This is a genomic window from Pseudomonas lundensis, from assembly GCF_002269125.1.
Taxonomy (GTDB): domain Bacteria; phylum Pseudomonadota; class Gammaproteobacteria; order Pseudomonadales; family Pseudomonadaceae; genus Aquipseudomonas; species Aquipseudomonas lundensis_A.
Genome location: NZ_NQKI01000013.1, coordinates 105,461 through 121,981 on the forward strand (window position 1 = coordinate 105,461; position 16,521 = coordinate 121,981).

Here is a 16,521-nt window from a genome sequence, read left to right on the forward strand (position 1 = left end):
CATGAATAAAGTGGCATTTGTGACCGGTGCCAGCCGTGGTATTGGCCGTGAGACCGCACTGGCGTTTGCCCGTGCCGGGTTTGACCTGGCCATCAGTGCTCGCAGCGTGGAAGAAGGCCAAAGCCATCGCCACGGCTTATCTAACCCCGACGGCACGCCGCTGCCCGGCAGTTTGAATGGCACGGCCCAGGCGATTCGCGCACTGGGCCGCAAGGCGTTGGTGGTGCCCATGGACTTGCTCGACAGCGGGTCGGTGCTGGCAGCCAGCACGGCGGTACTGGCTGAATACGGCCGGGTCGATGTGCTGGTCAATAACGCCATTTACCAGGGCAGCGACCTGAATGCACCGTTTATGGAACTGGCCCCTGACACCCTTGAACGCGTGTTTCAAGGGTATGTCATGACGCCGTTCCTGCTCACCCGCGCCGTGGTCAGCGCCATGCTGGAACAGGGCGGCGGGGTGGTGATCAACGTGACGTCCGGTGCGGGCGAATCCGATCCACCGGTGGCAGCCGGTAAAGGTGGCTGGGGGTATGCCTATGGCGCGGGCAAGGCTGCGGTTTCCAGGCTCTCGGGGATTTTATCGGTGGAGTTGGGTGAGCAGGGTATTCGCGCTTTTACGCTCAATCCGGGGGTGGTCACCACCGACGCTTTGCGCGCCACCATTGGCGACAAAGGCGTAATAGCCCTGCGTGCGGGGTCTGCACCGCCCGAGGTGCCAGCGGCCGTAATGCTCTGGCTGGCCACTGATGCAGCAGCGGTGGACCATCAACGCAAGACCATTCATTGCCAGCCTTTTGCGCGCGAGCACGGGATTGTGCAGTGGTAGACGCTTATCGGCTTCCCTCCACCCCTCTTTCAAGGGTGAGGTGTGGAGGGGGCGCTCCAGGGGCTGTACGTCCTGCTTTCAATGCCGCCTGACCGAGGGTAGGTACATTTCCCACGGCGCCTAGTCCATCTGAACGATGAACCCGCCCGTACCCTGGTTGAAGATCATCGGGCACGTCTCGAGGCCGTTAACCGGAGGAATAATAAAAATGACCAAACTCGCAGAAATCCACGTCGAAAATGCATTGTCGCCGCGCTTCGGCCGGGGCTGGCATTGTTTGGGCGAAGCGGATGAGTACCGTGATGGCAAGCTGCATACCTTGAATGTTTTTGGCTCCCGGCTATTGGCCTTTGCAACTTCGACCGGCGAGATCAGCGTACTTGACGCGCATTGCCCGCACATGGGCGCAGATTTGTCCAAGGGCACGATTGAGAACGACCGTGTTGTGTGCCCGTTCCACCACTGGCAATACGACGCCAGCGGCAAGTGTGTCGAAATCCCTTATTGCAAACGCATCCCGCCCAAAGCCAAAACCCGCGCCTGGCAAACCTGTGAAGTCAACAAGTTGCTGTTCGTGTGGAATAACCCCGAAGGCAAACCGCCCGCCGAAGACGTGGTCATTCCGTACTTGCCCGAAATGGACAGTGACGAGTGGCTGCACAGTTGGCACATGGACAAACTGATCATCAACACCCAACCGCGCGAGCTGGTCGACAACTTGGTGGATGCGCAGCATTTCGGTCCGGTCCATGGCACCCCGACCAAGTACTTTCACAACGTCTTTCAGGGCCACATCGCCCAGCAAATTTTCCACGGCGATTCCGAGCGCCTGGGCGGCGACCTGGTGGCCGAATCGGCCTACTACGGCCCGGCCACGCACTTCACCCGCATGAGTGCCATGTTCGACGGTCAAGAGATCAAGTCCATCCTGCTCAACTGCCACGTACCGATCGGCCCCAACAGTTTCGAATTGCGCTTCGGTTGCATGGTGAAAAAAGTGCCGGGCTGGAGTGATGCGCAAAACGAAGCACTGGCCATCGATTACGTGCAGCGCAACCGCGACTCGTTCTATCAGGACGTGGACATCTGGACCCACAAGATTCGCGTCAACAACCCGGTGCTGGCCGAAGGCGACGGCCCGGTGTACCAGTTGCGCGAGTGGTATCAGCAGTTCTTCACCGATGAGGCCAGCGTCCCCGCCAGCATGGCCGAGTGCCGCGAGTACACCACGGTGGATAATCGCTGAACAACACTGGCTTTTTGATCCACGCTGCTTAAGATGGCCGACAGCTCATCACCATCAGGCTTGGATCAGGGCCAATGTTGAACAAAGACACCATCTCCATTCACTTGGTGCGCGAAGCGCTGTTGCAAAGCTGTGCTTCGCCGCAAACCATGCAGGACGTGTTGCACGCGGTGGGGGTGGATCCCGCGCTGCTGGAGGACGCCGAAGGTCGCGTGCCTGCCCATACCTATGCGCGTATGTGGCGCTTGCTGGCTCACCGTCTGGATGATGAGTTTTTTGGCATGGACCCGCGCAAGCTGCGCTCCGGGAGCCTGGCGTTCATGTGCCGTGCGGCCATGGCACAGCCCACGCTGGTGCAGGGGCTGGAAGTGGTGCTGGGCTTTTTGTCGCTGATGCTGGAACGCCTGCCCGCCACATTGGTGCGTCGCCAGAGCCTGGCGGAAATCGTCTTGCAGGAGCCTGCTGAAGATCCGGCGCGGGCCTTCACCTACTTTACATACTGGATGATGGTGCACGGGGTGGCGTGCTGGCTGGTCGGTCGGCGTATTCCGATCCTGGCCATCGAGCTGCGTTGTGCGCAGCCTGCCCATGGCGATGATTACGCGGTGATGTTTTCCGAGAATTTGCGTTTCGGGCGCCCGCGTACACGGATGATTTTCGCGGCCGATTGCCTGGATGCGCCGATCAAGCGCAATGAAGATGAATTACAGCGGTTTCTGGCGCAGGCACCGGCCAATATTCTGGTCAAGTACCGTGACCCGCAAAGCCTGGCCAGTCAGATCAAGCAGGATTTGCGGCAGTTGCCCGCTGCACAGTGGCCCGAGACCGAAGGCCTGGCGCACACGCTGTGCATGTCAGCCTCAACGTTACGCCGACGTCTGGCCGAAGAAGGGCAGACGTATCAGGGGCTCAAGGACGGGGTGCGCAAGGAGCTGGCCATTGGTTGGCTGGCCGAGCCTGAATTGAGTTTTGCCGACATCGCATCCAACCTGGGGTTTGCCGACACCAGCTCGTTCTACAAAGCGTTTCGCAAGTGGTCAGGGACCAATCCGGGGCATTACCGCACCCTGATTCTGGGCGTCAATTGAACAGGCCTGCCACGGTGGCCGCGGCAGGCCTGTGCAGCACGATCAGGTAGCGGTCGAGCCGAGACCGGCAGTGGTTCGGGTTCGTCCTTCCAGCCGGCGTTTCAACCCGCGTGGTTCGATGATCAGTCTTGAACCGCTGGCCGCATTGGCCCGCGCCCACTCCTCAAGCAGTTCGAGGCAGGCATGGTCGATGTAGCTGAGGTTGGTCAAGGGCACGTGCAGGGTTGAACCGGCAGGCACCTGCGCAAGGATGCGGGTCAACGCCGGGACTTTGAGAAAAGTCGCCGCACCTGTCAGCCGCAGTTCCAGCTCATGGGCGGCCGCGAGCGGAGTGAGGCTGATTTTCAGGCGCGCCGCTTTCCAGGCCAGTTTGGCCAGTGTCAGGGCAAAGCCCACCAGCACCCCTGTCAGCAAGTCGGTGAAGATGATCGCCAGCGCCGTCGCGGCATAGGTAAACATCGGCATGCGTCCATACCGGGCAAGGCCGCGAAAGGCCTTAAAGTCCACCAGCTTGATCCCGGTGTAAACCAGTACACCCGCGAGGCTCGCCACCGGAATCTGTTGCAGCATGCTGGACAGCAACAACACGAACGCCAGTAGCCATGCACCGTGCAATATCGCTGACAGCCGCGTGGTGGCACCGGCCTGAACGTTGGCCGAACTGCGCACGATCACCCCGGTCATCGGTAATGCCCCGAGCAGGCCACATAGCATATTGCCAACACCCTGAGCGCTGAGCTCTTTGTCAAAATCCGAGCGCTGGCCGTTGTGCATGCGGTCCACCGCCGCTGCTGATAACAAGGTCTCGGCACTGGCGATGAAGGCGACGGTGAACGCGGCCAGCAACAGGGCCGGGTCGGCCAGATTCAGCAGATCGGCAGGGCGCAGCCAGTCGATGGCATCGGCCAGGTTGTCGGGAACGTCGACCCGTTTGACCGACAGGTCCAGCAGCAGGCTGAGCCCGGTGGTCAGGCCGACACCCAGCAAGGCACCGGGGACGAACCGCAAGCGCTGCGGTCGGCACTTGTCCCACAAGGCCATCACCCCGATGGTGCCCAGGCCCAATGCCCCTGCTTGCCAGCCGAGCCCGCCGCCCAGCGTCGGAAGGGCAGCCAGCAGCGCGTGCGGGAAGCCCGTGAGGTTAGCCAGCCCTGAAGGCTGCGGCGTGCCGTCGAGCATCACATGCAGTTGGGACAACACGATCAGCACGCCGATCCCGGCCAGCATGCCGTACACCACGGCCGGGGCCGTGACGCGAAACCAGCAGCCCAGACGCAAGCGCCCGGCCAGCAATTGCAGCAGGCCCGCCAGTAGCAGGATCGGCCCCAACATGGCCATGCCGTGTTGGCGCACGATTTCAAATACCAGCACCGCCAGCCCGGCGGCCGGGCCGCTGACCTGTAACGGCGAGCCAGCCAGCCAGCCCACCACCAACCCGCCGATGATGCCCGTGATCAACCCCTTGGCGGGTGGCATGCCGGAGGCGATGGCAATGCCCATGCACAAAGGCAGGGCGACCAGAAACACCACCACTGAGGCCATCAGTTCGCGGGGCACGATTGTTTTTAAGTGTTCAGCACGCATGGAAACGCTCCCAAAGCAGGTTCAAGACGCCACGGGGCCTGGCTGCAGGCAGCCACGGCATGGCAACGTCAATGTCAGTTAAAAGCGCGCTTTGGGCGTCGCAGAAGGGATGTTGTGCACGTCGTTCAAGGGCCTGAAAGCCGCTAGTTCGGCGTCGTAGGCGTTGATTTCGCTGGTTTCGATGTTGTAGATCCAGCCATGGATAAATAATTGGCCATTTGCCAGGCGGGAAGCCACGGACGGGTGCGTGCGCAGGTGGTGCAACTGGGCGATCACGTTTTCTTCAGTCAGGCGCTGCATGCTGTCGGTTTCACTGGCGCAGGTGCAGTTCTCCTGAACCATGGTTCTGGCCACTTCGGCATGACGTAGCCAGGCTTTGACGGTGGGCATGGCTGCAAGGCTGTCGGGGTTGAGTACACCGCGCATGGCCCCGCAGTCGGAATGCCCGCACACGATGATGTGCTGAACACCCAGCACCAGATTGGCGTATTCAATGGCCGTGGACACACCGCCGTTCATTTGCCCATAGGGCGGGACGACATTGCCGACGTTGCGCGTGACAAACAAATCGCCGGGAGCGCTTTGAGTGATGAGTTCGGGGACGATGCGCGAATCGGCACAGGCAATGAACATGGCGCGGGGACGTTGGGCGGTGGCGAGCTTTTTGAACAGGTCTTTCTGTTGCGGAAAGACGTCGTGATGAAAATGTAAAAAACCTTCGACGATGTGCTGCAGCGCTGCTTGGGGGGTGGCAGGGGCTGCAGCCAGCGACTGATTATCCTTGGTACTCATCATTCATCCTCTTTTGGTGTAACAGAGAAATTTCTGAAATTTTCAGAAATAAGTCGTGAGCGACTTGAGTGAAAAAGTACCGTTCAAAGCTTAACTGAAACTGAATTAACCGCTCTGGAACAAGGGTTTCGTAATGGCAATGAGCAAGTATTGGAAGGGGGCAAGCAGGCTCATGGGCGTGCAGTCGCCCATGAGTTCAAAAGGGATAAAGCCGGATTTAGAGCAACCACATGCCCACTAATCCACTGATGATGCCCACCAGCATGGTCAGGACAGCCACTGTCACCAGCACCCGGGTGTCGAAATCCTTGCGCAGCATCAACAGTGACGGCAGGCTCACGCTTGGCAGGGTCATCAGCAAGGCCACAGCAGGCGCGGTGCCCATGCCCAGTGCCATCATGGTTTGCACAATCGGTATTTCAGCGGCGGTGGGGATCACGAACAGCGTACCGACAATCGCCAGGGGCACGAGCCATAGCAGGCTGTCGCTCATGGCGCCATCGACGTGCGGGAACAGCCATACGCGGGCGGCGCCCAGCAGCAACACCGCCAGCAGATACACCGGGATGGTATTCCAGAACAATTGCCATAACGTGCGCCCCCAGCGCACGAAGAATTGCGGTTCATCGCCCTGACGGGTGGCCTCGGAAACAGCGTCCAGCGCCGCGTCAGGAATGCTCTGCGGGCGTGAAATGCGTTGGGCAATCATTGAGACGCCAATTACCAGCACCAACCCGGCCACCAGGCGTAACGCGCTGAACCCCCAGCCCAGCACAAACCCCATGAACACCAGCGTCGCCGGGTTCAGTACCGGGTTGGCAATCCAGAAGGCGAGGGCGGCGCCCACCGACACGTTTTGCCGGCGCATGCCAGCCGCGACCGGGGCTGCGCAACAGGTGCACATCATCCCCGGCAGGGCGAACAGCCCGCCGCGCAGGGTCGAGCCCAGACCGGCCTTGCCGAAAAGGCGCAGCAACCAGTCGCGCGGGATCAGTACTTGAATCAGCGAGCCGAGAATCACAGCCAAAACGGCGGCTTTCCAGATCGCCAGAAAATACACCTGGGCGTAAGCCAGCGCTGCAGCGATGGGTTCACCCTGGTTGTCGTTGAGGATCGAGGCGCCAATGCTGTGGTTGTCTGCCGCCACAAAGGCTTTGAGGTAGTAAGGCGACCACTTGACGTAATACAGGCCAATGCCTGCAATCAGCAGAAACAGCAGGGGCTTGCACCAGAATGACCAGCCCCGTGAAGGTTTGACTGAAGAGACGCTGGACATAAACAGTTACCGGACATGAGGAAATTGCGGCGCATCATACGCCAATCCGGAGGTTGAATTGTCAGTGAGGTCTGTCAGACCGCGCCCGTAGAGCGCGATCTGCGGCGTTTGATTACAGGGTTCTGATTGAGTTACTGATCGACCGTGCGCACTGAATGATGGCGGCGCCCATTTTTTGCTCGGCGTCTTCCATGCTCCAGCGACTGCTGGGTGCTACCACATGCACGGCCGCCACAGGCAGGCCGTTGCTGCCGAAGATGGGCGCGGCCAGGGTCATGTCCCCCAGGAACATTTCTTCCTTGTTGATGGCGTAACCCTTGCTGCGTGCTGCTTGAATGCGTTCGAAAATGGCGTCCGGGTCCGTCAGCGTGTGCTGCGTGAACGGGCGGATATCGCTTGCTTGCAGGACGGCGTGTACGACGTCGTCACTCAGTCCGCTCAGGTAGGCTCGACCGCCGCCACTGAGGTACATGGGGATACGGCTGCCAATCGGCATATGAATGGGAATGAACTTGGGGGCCACAAAACGCGCGACATACACCATGGACACGCCGTCAGGCTCGGTCAGGTTGACGGTTTCGCCAGTGAGTTGATTAAGTTCAGCCAAGTAGGGATTTGCAACGTCAACCAGTGTGTCCGCGGCTAAATAGTTGTAGCCGATTTCCATAACTTTGGGCGTTAACTGGAAGCGACGGCTTTGCGGGTGCTTGCGGATATAGCCCAGCTCCTCGAGCGTGTGCACCATTCGCTGGGCAGAGCTTTTGCTAATGCCTGCTACCTGAGCAATATCGGCCAGGTTCATGGTTCTCCGGGCTGCGCCAAAGCCGCGCAATACCGCGAGACCCTTCTCCAACGACTGATTGAAAAGGGGGTTAATGTGTTCACTCATGACGCTTCCTTGGCGTTTGTGTACGTTATAAATATCGATATTCGATACTTATAAATCTCTTTACGATTTAGGTAAATTGTTTATAGTCGAAGCCGGCTTTTAACACCAGAGGGTGCGGAGGCTGTTTCAAGGCGCCATCAGGATAATAAAAGCGACCACAGGGAGATTCGCAATGCAGAAAAAATTTCAAGCGCTCACACTCGTGTGTGCGATCGCCGCCGGCATGATGGGATCTGCCAGCGCACTGGCTACACCGACCTACAAAGTAGGGGCCACCGCCACAGGCATTCCGTTTACCTTCGTTGACATCAAGAGCGGAGATACCCGCGGAATGATGGTTGATGCGATTGAGGCCATCGGCAAGGCGGGTGGTTTCCAGACCGATATTCAACAAAGCGTCTTTTCTGCCCTGATTCCTTCACTGACGTCCAACAAGATCGACCTGATCTCGGCCGCGATGCTCAAAACCCCTGAGCGCGAAAAGGTTGTGCAGTACTCCGACCCGATTTACAGCTACGGTGAAGGGCTGATCCTTCAGGAAAAAGACCCTAAAACCTACACCAGCATGGCTGACCTGAAAGGGGAAATCGTCGGTGCCCAAGTAGGCTCGGTCTTTATTGACGCCTTGAACAAGCATGGCGGTTTCAAGGAAGTGCGCAGCTACGACTCTGTAGCCGACATGATGCGCGACTTGCGACTGGGCCGTATCAAGGCTGCATTCGGCGACCGTCCCATCGTTGCTTACCAGATGGCAACCAACCCCAAGCAGACCAGGGGGTTGAAACTCTCGCAAACCTATCAACCGGTGGTGGGTGATGTATGCATCGTGATGCGCCAGAACGACCCCGAAAAGCTTGCGCAGGTGAATAAGGGCATCGCCGCGATCAAGGCTGATGGTTCGCTGGACCGCATCATTGAGCAGTGGAAACTGAACTGATGATTCCTCGGCCCGCTTACCGTAGCGGGCTGTTTCATGTGTTGTTTCGCAGGTAACTTATGTTTCTCCAGGACGCGTTGGACTTCCTCCCGCTGTTGTTGAAAGGGGCGGTTGTTACTGTGCAAGTCACTGCGGGATCGTTCGTGCTGAGTTCGCTGATCGGTCTTGTATTCGCTTTGATGATGGTTTCCAAAATCCGCGCGGTGGCGTTGTTCGCCATTGGCGTGGTTAACGTGATTCGCGGTCTGCCCATCATCGTTCAGCTGTTTTACATCTACTTCGTCTTGCCCGACTTTGGCATCCAGCTCAGCGCCATGCAGGCAGGGGTGATTGGTCTGGGTATCGCGTACTCGGCCTATCAGGCTGAAAACTTCCGGGCTGGCATTCAGGCCATTGACCACGGGCAGATCGAAGCCGCCGAATCCATCGGCATGCGCGGCATGATGATCATGCGCCGGGTGGTGTTGCCCCAGGCGTTCCGCATTGCCTTGCCACCCTACGGCAATACGCTGGTGATGATGCTCAAGGACTCTTCATTGGTGTCCACCATCACCGTGGCCGAGATGACTCGTCAGGGTCAGTTGATCGCCTCTTCCACGTTCGAAAACATGACGGTTTACACCTTGGTGGCCCTGCTTTACCTGTCCATGAGCTTGCCCTTGTCCTTCGGTTTGCGCCGCCTGGAAGCACGCTTTGCGACGCGGAGAACGTCATGATCGAACTCAAGGGTGTGTACAAGAATTTCGGCAGCGTGCCGGTGCTTGAAGGTGTCGATTTGCAGGTCGGGCAGGGCGAAGTGGTGTGCCTGATCGGCCCTTCAGGGTCGGGCAAGTCGACGTTGCTGCGTTGCATCAACGGCCTGGAAAGCTACAGCCGAGGCGAGATCCTGGTCAGCGGCCAACGGGTGGATCGCAACGACAAAAGCATCCATCAGTTGCGCACACGCGTGGCCATGGTGTTTCAACGTTTCAATCTGTTCCCGCACCGCACGGCGCTCGAAAACGTGATGGAAGGGCCGATTTACGTCCTCAGGCAAAACCCGCAAGCGGCGCGCAAACAGGCCACAGCCCTGCTGGAAAAAGTAGGTTTGGCGCACCGCATGGACGCCTACCCGGATGCCTTGTCCGGTGGTCAGCAGCAGCGCGTGGCGATTGCCCGCGCGCTGGCCATGAACCCGCAAGCCATTTTGTTCGATGAACCCACCTCGGCCCTCGACCCGGAACTGGTCGGTGAAGTACTCACGGTCATGCGACGTCTGGCCGATGAGGGCATGACCATGATCGTGGTGACCCATGAGATGGGATTCGCCCGGGATGTGGCGGACAAAGTGTGTTTCTTGCACAGCGGACAAATTGTCGAAGCCGGGCCTGCAAAAACGGTGCTCAGTGCCCCGCAACATCCACGAACCCAGGATTTTCTGCGACGTCTGCTGAACCAGACGGACGAGGTTAGCTCATGAAGTCTGCTTCCAGCTGCCAGTTGCCGCCCTCGTTGTGGTCTGCCACGGCCCGGCCCGGCGCAATGACGCCGCCCCTCAGTGAAAACAAGCGGGTGGATGTGGCCATTGTGGGGGCCGGTTACACCGGGTTGGTCACAGCATTACGCCTGGCCGAGTCCGGTATCAGCGTTTGCGTGCTGGACGCTGGCGAACCCGGATGGGGCGCATCGGGGCGCAACGGCGGGCAAGTGATTCCGGGCCTCAAGTACGACCCTGACCAGTTGATCCAGCGGTATGGCGAGGAGCGGGGTGAACGCATCATTGAAGCCTGTGGTGGCGCGGCCGATGAAGTGTTTTCGTTGATCCGCGAGTACAGCATTGCCTGTGAAGCCAGCCGTAAAGGCTGGATCCAGCCCGCTGTCTCTGCCGTGTCCATGAAAGCGCTGGAACACCGGGCCCGGCAATGGCAGCAGCGTGGGATTACGGCCGAGGTGCTGGACCGTGACGCGGTGTGTCAACGCCTGGGCACGCAAAATTACCTGGGTGGCTGGGTCGACCCGCGTGCGGGCAGTTTGCATCCGTTGAACTATGCCCGGGGGTTGGCCAAGTCAGCGTTGGGCCGTGGCGTCACGATTCATAGCCAAAGCCGGGTGACGGATTTGCGTCGCGTCGGGCCACAGTGGCAATTGACCACTGCGCAAGGCAACACGGTCAGCGCCGACAGCGTGGTGCTCGCTACCAACGGGTACACCGACAACCTGTGGCCGGGGTTGCGCCAGACTGTGCTGGCGGCCAATAGCTTCATCATTGCCACGCGTCCGCTGCCCCCTGAATTGCGCAAGACCATTTTGCCGGGTGGGGAAGTGTGTTCGGATGCGCGACGGTTGTTGCTGTACTTCAAGATGGATGCCCAAGGCCGCTTGTTACTGGGCGGGCGAGGACCGTTCGCGGAGCCGACCCGGGCCGGGGACTGGACGCATCTGGAGCGTTCGATGGTGATGCTGTTTCCGCAGTTGGCCGGGGTGGCCGTCGAGTACCGCTGGAGCGGGCGCATCGCACTGAATCAAAGTGTGTTGCCGCAATTGCATGAGCCTCAGCCGGGCCTGTCGATACTGATGGGCTATAACGGTCGCGGGATAGCCATGTCGACCGTACTGGGCAAGCACTTGGCTGCCCGAGTGGCGGGAACTGAAAGTGACTTCCCGTTCCCGGTCACACCGATTCGCAGCATTCCGTTCCACAGCCTGCAACGCTTGTACGTCGCGGCTGGGATCACCTACTACCGCATGCTTGATGCCTTGAACTGACAACCGTAGCGGCAAGCAGTTGCTTGCCGTTGCCGGCCGATCAATCGTCGGTTTTGATGGTCGCCACGTCGTCAGCCTTGATCTTGATGTGCTTGCCGGCAATGTCCACGAACTCGTAGAAACCATCATTGGTTTTGGTTTTGGTTTTTGGCATGTCCTTGGTCAGGTATTGCGTGCCGTTTTGCAGGGTCACGACGCTGGGTGAGGCGCACCCGGCCAGCCCCAGCATTGCCGCCATCACCAAAGGTAAAGCGATCACATTGATCTTCATGCAAGCTCCTTGAGCATTCGAACGTAAGGGTTATACACACCGGCCGTCATGTAAAAGCCAGTGCCGGAAAATAACTGCTGCCTCTGACAACGTTTTATGCCGAGAGTGCGCCAGGTAGTCAGCATTGCCACTGATAAATTCATAAGGGCCGACGCGACGCAGATCTCCGCTGTCGATTTTGCCCCTGACCATGAAGTCCCAACCTAGCCCGACCCCCATGCCTTGCAGGATTGCCTGATAGGCCAGTGTCACTTGGTTGAACAGCGGGCTGTCAGGCGCGGGGGTGTGCTCAAGGTCGAAATGCCCAAACCAGTCGCGCCAGTCCATGCAATTCCATCCGGATGAATCCAGCTCGATCAGGGGCAGCGTTTGCAAGTCTGCAGGTGAGCCAATGTCTGCCACAGGGATGGCGGCGCTGACCACCGGGTACACGCATTCGGCAAATAATCGATGGGCATCCAGTGATGACCATTTGCCATTACCGTACAGGATCGAGAAATCGTAATCTGCTGTGCTCGACTCGTCCAGACCATTGTTGGCGTGGATGTTGACAGTGATTCCCGGGTGAGCGGTGTTAAAGGCCAGTAGGCGTGGAAATAACCAGAATTGCGCCACGGCGTGGGTGCACTGCACCGTCACAGCATTGGGTGCATGCTCCACCTTGATCCGGTTGACACTGTGTTGCAGTCGCTCAAGCATCGCGCTGACTTCGGCAAACAGCCCGGCCCCCGCGCGGGTCAGGCTGATACCCCGGGCTTGGCGCTCGAACAGAGAAAGGCTGAGGGCATCTTCAAGGACGCGAATCTGTTTGCTGACGGCGCTTTGGGTCAGGCACAGCTCGGTTGCGGCGCGGGTGAAGCTGCCATTACGGGCAACCGCCTCGAAGGTGATCAGCGTATCGAGCGGCGGCAGGTGTTTGAGGTAGCGGCTCACGGGGGGTCCTGTGGGGGCGGGTTCTCAGGCAAAGGGGAAGGGCATCTCAGCCCATTCCTGTGGGGAATGCATGGATGCCAACTGTTCTTTAGTTACTGATGCGTGAAATGCCTATGCTTGCAGACTCATCAATGGTTCGAGCATACGTAATGAAGCGCGGGATAGTCTACGCCGGCATGGCAGGTGCTGTTTGGGGGCTGGTGTTTTTGGTGCCGGCGTTATTACCGGAGTTCAGTCCGCTGCTCCTCAGTTGCGCCCGTTTCATCCTGTACGGCGCGGTGTCTGCGCTGCTGATACTGCCCGACGCCAAGCGCTTGCTCCCTCAACTGACCCGGCGTGACGTCGTGACACTGGTGAAGCTCGCCCTGCTGGGCAACCTGATTTATTACATGTTGCTGGCCGCCTCCATCCAGTGGGTGGGGATCGCCGTGGCGTCACTGATCATTGGCGTATTGCCTTTGACCATCAGCTGGCTGGGCCGCAGTGATGCGGGCGCCGTGCCGCTGACTCGCCTGATCTGGCCGCTGCTGCTGGTGCTGGCCGGGATGTTGTGCATCAACCTTGAAGCATTGTCTGGCGCCAATGGCGGGCAACCGATGGCGGAAAAAGTACTGGGCATTGCCTGTGCCATTGGCGCGCTGGCGTGCTGGACGGGATTTGCCACGGCCAACGCGCGATACCTTAAACACAGTCAGTTCACCAGCAGCGAATGGTCGAGCTTGGGGGCGTGACCACGGGCGTGCTGGGTCTATTGATCTGGGGTGCGGCCAGTGCGCTGTCGCTGGATGCCGTGCACATAGACGTCAGTGATGCCCGTTGGCAGGGGTTCTGGGCGATCAATCTGGCGTGTGCGGTCGTCGGCTCATGGTTCGGCAACCGGATGTGGAATGCGGCTTCCCGACGGCTGCCGCTGACCTTGAGCGGCCAGTTGATCGTGTTTGAAACACTGTTCGCGCTGTTTTATGGCTTTGTCTTTTTGCAGCGCTGGCCCACGGCGCTGGAAACCCTGGCTGTGCTCTTGCTGTTGAGTGGCGTCAGTTGGGCCGTACGCCGCCATGCGCCAGGCCGTGCAGCACTGGCCTGATCAACTCGGGCAAGCTTCGGCGCCGTTGTTCAGCCCTTGTTTGTCGACGCGGCTGAGCAGGGTGGCCTTGCCGTTGTGCCAAGTCAGGGTCAGCACGTACAGCGAATCGAAATCGCTGTCGGCCCAGTCCTCAGTCAGCGAGGTTTTTTTCCCGGTGGCTTTGCCGGCGACCGTGTTGATCAGCTCCGGCAGGTAACCGTGGGACCAGGCGGTGTAGACAGTCGAGTTGTGGTATTTGTCGTCTGTCAGCTCGTTGGCCAATTGCCGCGTATCGTTGGCCGAAAACTCAAGGTTGATGGGCAAGCCCAGTTTGATAGCGCTGGGGTTGATGGTCATCATCGGCCGTACATAGCTGTAGGCGTCATCCTCGGCACCTTCTTCAACTTGACGCGAGGGGTTGGCGGCGAACACGTAATCCGCCTTGCCATACTTTTGCGGCAGCACGGTGGCCAGATTGATGGCGCGGTTCAGGCCCTGGCATGTGAGTTGGCCCAGACCGTCAGCCGGCTTCTCGGCGTGGCGCATGAACACCAGCGTCTGGACCCCGTCGGCCGGTTGGGCAAAGGCGTCTTCGACATGCGAGGAAAGGCTGACAGTGCCTGCGATCAGCAGCAGCGGGACAGCGGCTAAGGCAACGCGTTTTTTTTTCCAATTGATCGGGAGCATAAGGTCTTCTGTATCAATCCTGGCGGGGGCCTCCCTGTCGTAAAAACACCGCAGTGCCCGTCATCCTTGAACAAAGTGTTCATTAGACGCGCATTTGGAAATTGGTTCGCTCTCACTTTAGTTGCAGACGTTTCTGAATGCTTCTTGGGAATAAACATACGAGTGCTGGCAAGGCAGTGTTCAATTGGCCATCATTGAGCGGCCTTCATCCTTAAGAGGTTGTGCCGATGTTACCTGCTCCGCTGAGACGCCCGATCAACCCTGTGCACCTGCGCGTGCGTGCCTGGCGAGGGCGTGTCGGGCTGGGGCTGGTGGCAAGCCTTTCGGTGCTGGCAGGCATGACCGATGCCATCGGGTTTCTGGCCACGGGCGATTTTGTGTCGTTCATGAGCGGTAACACCACGCGGCTGGCGGTGGCGATCAGTCAGGGGGACATGAGCCTGGTGGTACGCCTGTTTTTTGCGGTGCTGGCCTTTATCGCCGGCAACACGCTGGGGATTTTGCTCGGGCGTTGGGGCGGGCGCCGTGCGTTACCCTTAATGCTGGTTATCGCCGGGCTGTTGTGTGCGGCCGGGCTGGTGCCTTTTGCGTCGCAGGTCCCGGCCTTGCTGGCCGCCATTTTGGCAATGGGCATGCTCAACGCCGCTGTGGAGCAGGTCAACGGGTTGCCGGTGGGGCTGACCTACGTGACCGGGGCGCTGTCGCGTTTCGGCCGCGGCTTGGGGCGCTGGCTTTTGGGCGAGCGTAAAAGTGGCTGGCGCGTGCAACTGGTGCCTTGGAGCGGCATGTTGCTGGGTGCGGTGTTGGGTGCCTGGCTGGAGGCTCGATTCGGGGTTAAGGCGATGCTATTCAGTGCGGGATTTGCCTGCGTGCTCGGCGCAATCTCTCTGCGCATCCCGCGCCGCTGGCAGCGCGATTACATGCCGCGCTAAGCCCGCCGTTTGTCTGCAGCCGCGCTGAGGGTAGACTGGCGCGACGCACGGGCATGCCCCAATCAATAAGCAGGAGTTGTTGTGTCCCAGTCTGTCGATGACCATTCGCCCCTCGAGTCATTCTCAATCGAAAGCCCGGCCCCTCTGTACGCACGGGTCAAACAGGCCATCGTGCAGAAAATCCGTTCCGGTGCCTGGCTGCCCAATTCGAAACTGCCCTCCGAAAGCGAGCTGCTCAACCAGTTGGGCGTGAGCCGCATGACCATCAACCGTGCCTTGCGCGAGCTGACCATCGAAGGCCTGCTGGTGCGCATGCAAGGTGTGGGAACCTTTGTGGCGGTGCCCAAGGGCACAGCGGCGTTGTTTGAGATTCACAATATCGCGCAGGAAATTGCCGATCGCGGCCATGTGCACCGCAGCGACGTGATCGTGCTTGAAGAGGTCCCGCCCAGGGCCAGCCCCACCTTGCCCTTCGCGCTGGACGGCATTGAGCGCCTGTTTCATTCGGTGATCGTGCATTACGAAAACGGTGTGCCGGTGCAAATCGAAGAGCGTTTCGTCAATGCGCACATTGCGCCTCTTTATTTGCAGCAAGACTTCACCCGCACCACCGCCTATGCCTACTTGATGGACCTTGCGCCCTTGACCGGGGGCGAGCATGTGGTGGAAGCCATTCATGCCACCTCGGCGGAGTGCCGGTTACTGGGCATCAAACGTAACGAAGCCTGCCTGATGATTCGCCGCCGCACGTGGTCGTCTCAAGGGGTCGTGGGCTGTGCGCGGCTGGTGTATCCCGGCTCTCGCTACCGGTTGCAAGGGCAGTGCGGCCACTGAGGTCACTGAGGTCCTGCGTGTGCGGGTAATCCTGTGTTACCCGCGTTACTTTTGGTGCAATCTCGTTACCTTTTTGCCGATCTATGCACCAAGTTGCGGCAACTTTTTGTTGGTTTTAAGCGTGCCCATTTATCTCGCCAAAAATCTCAATAAACCTATCTCATTGATTTAAATATATTTATCTCATCGTCGCGCACGCTAGTCAGTGTCGCCTGCGTCATGTTGGCCCTTCGCTTGCATTCACTTGTACATACAGGTTGGTATAAGTGTGAACTCCGCACCTTCCGCCTTAGGCTCTGTACGTAAAGTATTGTCGCAAGCACCGCATAGCGCAGGCCAATGAGACCATCGCCGCAAAACTTGTTGCGAGCTTGTCGAAGCGCGTCACGATGCGACGGTTCTCCTTCAGCCAGCC

At 59.2% G+C, this 16,521-nt stretch carries 18 protein-coding genes and 1 pseudogene; 11 read left to right on the forward strand and 8 right to left on the reverse strand.

Annotation, left to right across the window (positions count from 1 at the left end):
* Position 1 precedes the first annotated feature (1 nt).
* From CJF39_RS10670 to CJF39_RS10680, 3 genes are all read left to right on the forward strand, one after another.
* Complete coding sequence (locus tag CJF39_RS10670) at positions 2-829, forward strand: SDR family NAD(P)-dependent oxidoreductase (protein WP_094993391.1); 828 nt, start codon at positions 2-4, stop codon at positions 827-829.
* Between the two features lie 208 nt (positions 830-1,037).
* Positions 1,038-2,075, forward strand: a complete 1,038-nt coding sequence (locus CJF39_RS10675; protein WP_094993392.1) for a Rieske 2Fe-2S domain-containing protein — start codon at positions 1,038-1,040, stop codon at positions 2,073-2,075.
* Between the two features lie 74 nt (positions 2,076-2,149).
* Positions 2,150-3,163, forward strand: a complete 1,014-nt coding sequence (locus CJF39_RS10680; RefSeq protein WP_094993393.1) for an AraC family transcriptional regulator — start codon at positions 2,150-2,152, stop codon at positions 3,161-3,163.
* A 42-nt stretch (positions 3,164-3,205) separates the two neighbouring features.
* Here the strand turns inward: CJF39_RS10680 and CJF39_RS10685 are convergent, their stop codons facing one another.
* The 4 genes from CJF39_RS10685 to CJF39_RS10700 form a co-directional block, all read right to left on the reverse strand.
* A complete protein-coding gene (locus CJF39_RS10685) occupies positions 3,206-4,747 on the reverse strand; it encodes a SulP family inorganic anion transporter (protein WP_094993394.1) in 1,542 nt (513 codons plus the stop codon).
* A 78-nt stretch (positions 4,748-4,825) separates the two neighbouring features.
* Positions 4,826-5,539, reverse strand: coding sequence for a carbonic anhydrase (locus tag CJF39_RS10690; protein ID WP_094993407.1), 714 nt, complete (start codon positions 5,537-5,539; stop codon positions 4,826-4,828).
* Between the two features lie 217 nt (positions 5,540-5,756).
* Positions 5,757-6,815 carry a permease gene (locus CJF39_RS10695; RefSeq protein WP_094993395.1) on the reverse strand — a complete coding sequence of 353 codons (1,059 nt, stop codon included), beginning with the start codon at positions 6,813-6,815 and terminating at the stop codon, positions 5,757-5,759.
* A gap of 112 nt (positions 6,816-6,927) precedes the next feature.
* Positions 6,928-7,704, reverse strand: coding sequence for an IclR family transcriptional regulator (locus CJF39_RS10700; RefSeq protein ID WP_094993396.1), 777 nt, complete (start codon positions 7,702-7,704; stop codon positions 6,928-6,930).
* A gap of 172 nt (positions 7,705-7,876) precedes the next feature.
* Between CJF39_RS10700 and CJF39_RS10705 the strand changes: the two genes are divergently transcribed.
* Genes CJF39_RS10705 through CJF39_RS10720 form a run of 4 tightly spaced genes read left to right on the forward strand, consistent with a single transcriptional unit; the run spans position 7,877 to position 11,386 of the window.
* Positions 7,877-8,641: an ABC transporter substrate-binding protein gene (locus CJF39_RS10705; RefSeq protein WP_094993397.1), complete on the forward strand. Its 765-nt coding sequence runs from the start codon at positions 7,877-7,879 to the stop codon at positions 8,639-8,641.
* Between the two features lie 59 nt (positions 8,642-8,700).
* Positions 8,701-9,357, forward strand: a complete 657-nt coding sequence (locus CJF39_RS10710) for an amino acid ABC transporter permease (RefSeq protein WP_047274771.1) — start codon at positions 8,701-8,703, stop codon at positions 9,355-9,357.
* Positions 9,354-10,100, forward strand: a complete 747-nt coding sequence (locus CJF39_RS10715; protein ID WP_094993398.1) for an amino acid ABC transporter ATP-binding protein — start codon at positions 9,354-9,356, stop codon at positions 10,098-10,100. The genes CJF39_RS10710 and CJF39_RS10715 overlap by 4 nt, the downstream gene beginning before the upstream one ends.
* Positions 10,097-11,386, forward strand: coding sequence for an NAD(P)/FAD-dependent oxidoreductase (locus CJF39_RS10720; RefSeq protein WP_094993399.1), 1,290 nt, complete (start codon positions 10,097-10,099; stop codon positions 11,384-11,386). The genes CJF39_RS10715 and CJF39_RS10720 overlap by 4 nt, the downstream gene beginning before the upstream one ends.
* A 40-nt stretch (positions 11,387-11,426) precedes the next feature.
* Here the strand turns inward: CJF39_RS10720 and CJF39_RS10725 are convergent, their stop codons facing one another.
* On the reverse strand, positions 11,427-11,657 hold the full coding sequence (locus CJF39_RS10725) for a YgdI/YgdR family lipoprotein (protein WP_094993400.1): 231 nt from the start codon (positions 11,655-11,657) through the stop codon (positions 11,427-11,429).
* A gap of 30 nt (positions 11,658-11,687) precedes the next feature.
* On the reverse strand, positions 11,688-12,590 hold the full coding sequence (locus CJF39_RS10730) for a LysR substrate-binding domain-containing protein (RefSeq protein WP_094993401.1): 903 nt from the start codon (positions 12,588-12,590) through the stop codon (positions 11,688-11,690).
* A 149-nt stretch (positions 12,591-12,739) separates the two neighbouring features.
* Here CJF39_RS10730 and CJF39_RS23545 point away from each other — a divergent pair, with 149 nt between their 5' ends.
* On the forward strand, positions 12,740-13,321 hold the full coding sequence (locus CJF39_RS23545) for a DMT family transporter (RefSeq protein WP_349290208.1): 582 nt from the start codon (positions 12,740-12,742) through the stop codon (positions 13,319-13,321).
* Complete coding sequence (locus tag CJF39_RS23550) at positions 13,300-13,674, forward strand: hypothetical protein (protein WP_349290209.1); 375 nt, start codon at positions 13,300-13,302, stop codon at positions 13,672-13,674. The genes CJF39_RS23545 and CJF39_RS23550 overlap by 22 nt, the downstream gene beginning before the upstream one ends.
* Here CJF39_RS23550 and CJF39_RS10740 read toward each other — a convergent pair whose 3' ends face one another.
* Entirely contained in the window at positions 13,675-14,340 is a 666-nt protein-coding gene (locus tag CJF39_RS10740) for a histidine phosphatase family protein (protein WP_094993402.1), read from the reverse strand.
* Positions 14,341-14,567: 227 nt separating this feature from the next.
* Here CJF39_RS10740 and CJF39_RS10745 point away from each other — a divergent pair, with 227 nt between their 5' ends.
* Positions 14,568-15,272, forward strand: a complete 705-nt coding sequence (locus CJF39_RS10745) for a YoaK family protein (RefSeq protein WP_169965582.1) — start codon at positions 14,568-14,570, stop codon at positions 15,270-15,272.
* Between the two features lie 81 nt (positions 15,273-15,353).
* Positions 15,354-16,106 (forward strand): histidine utilization repressor, encoded by a 753-nt coding sequence (gene hutC / locus CJF39_RS10750; RefSeq protein ID WP_094993403.1) that lies wholly within the window; start codon positions 15,354-15,356, stop codon positions 16,104-16,106.
* A 289-nt stretch (positions 16,107-16,395) separates the two neighbouring features.
* Here hutC and CJF39_RS10755 read toward each other — a convergent pair.
* Positions 16,396-16,521, reverse strand: a pseudogene (locus tag CJF39_RS10755) (IS5/IS1182 family transposase); the annotation flags it as partial.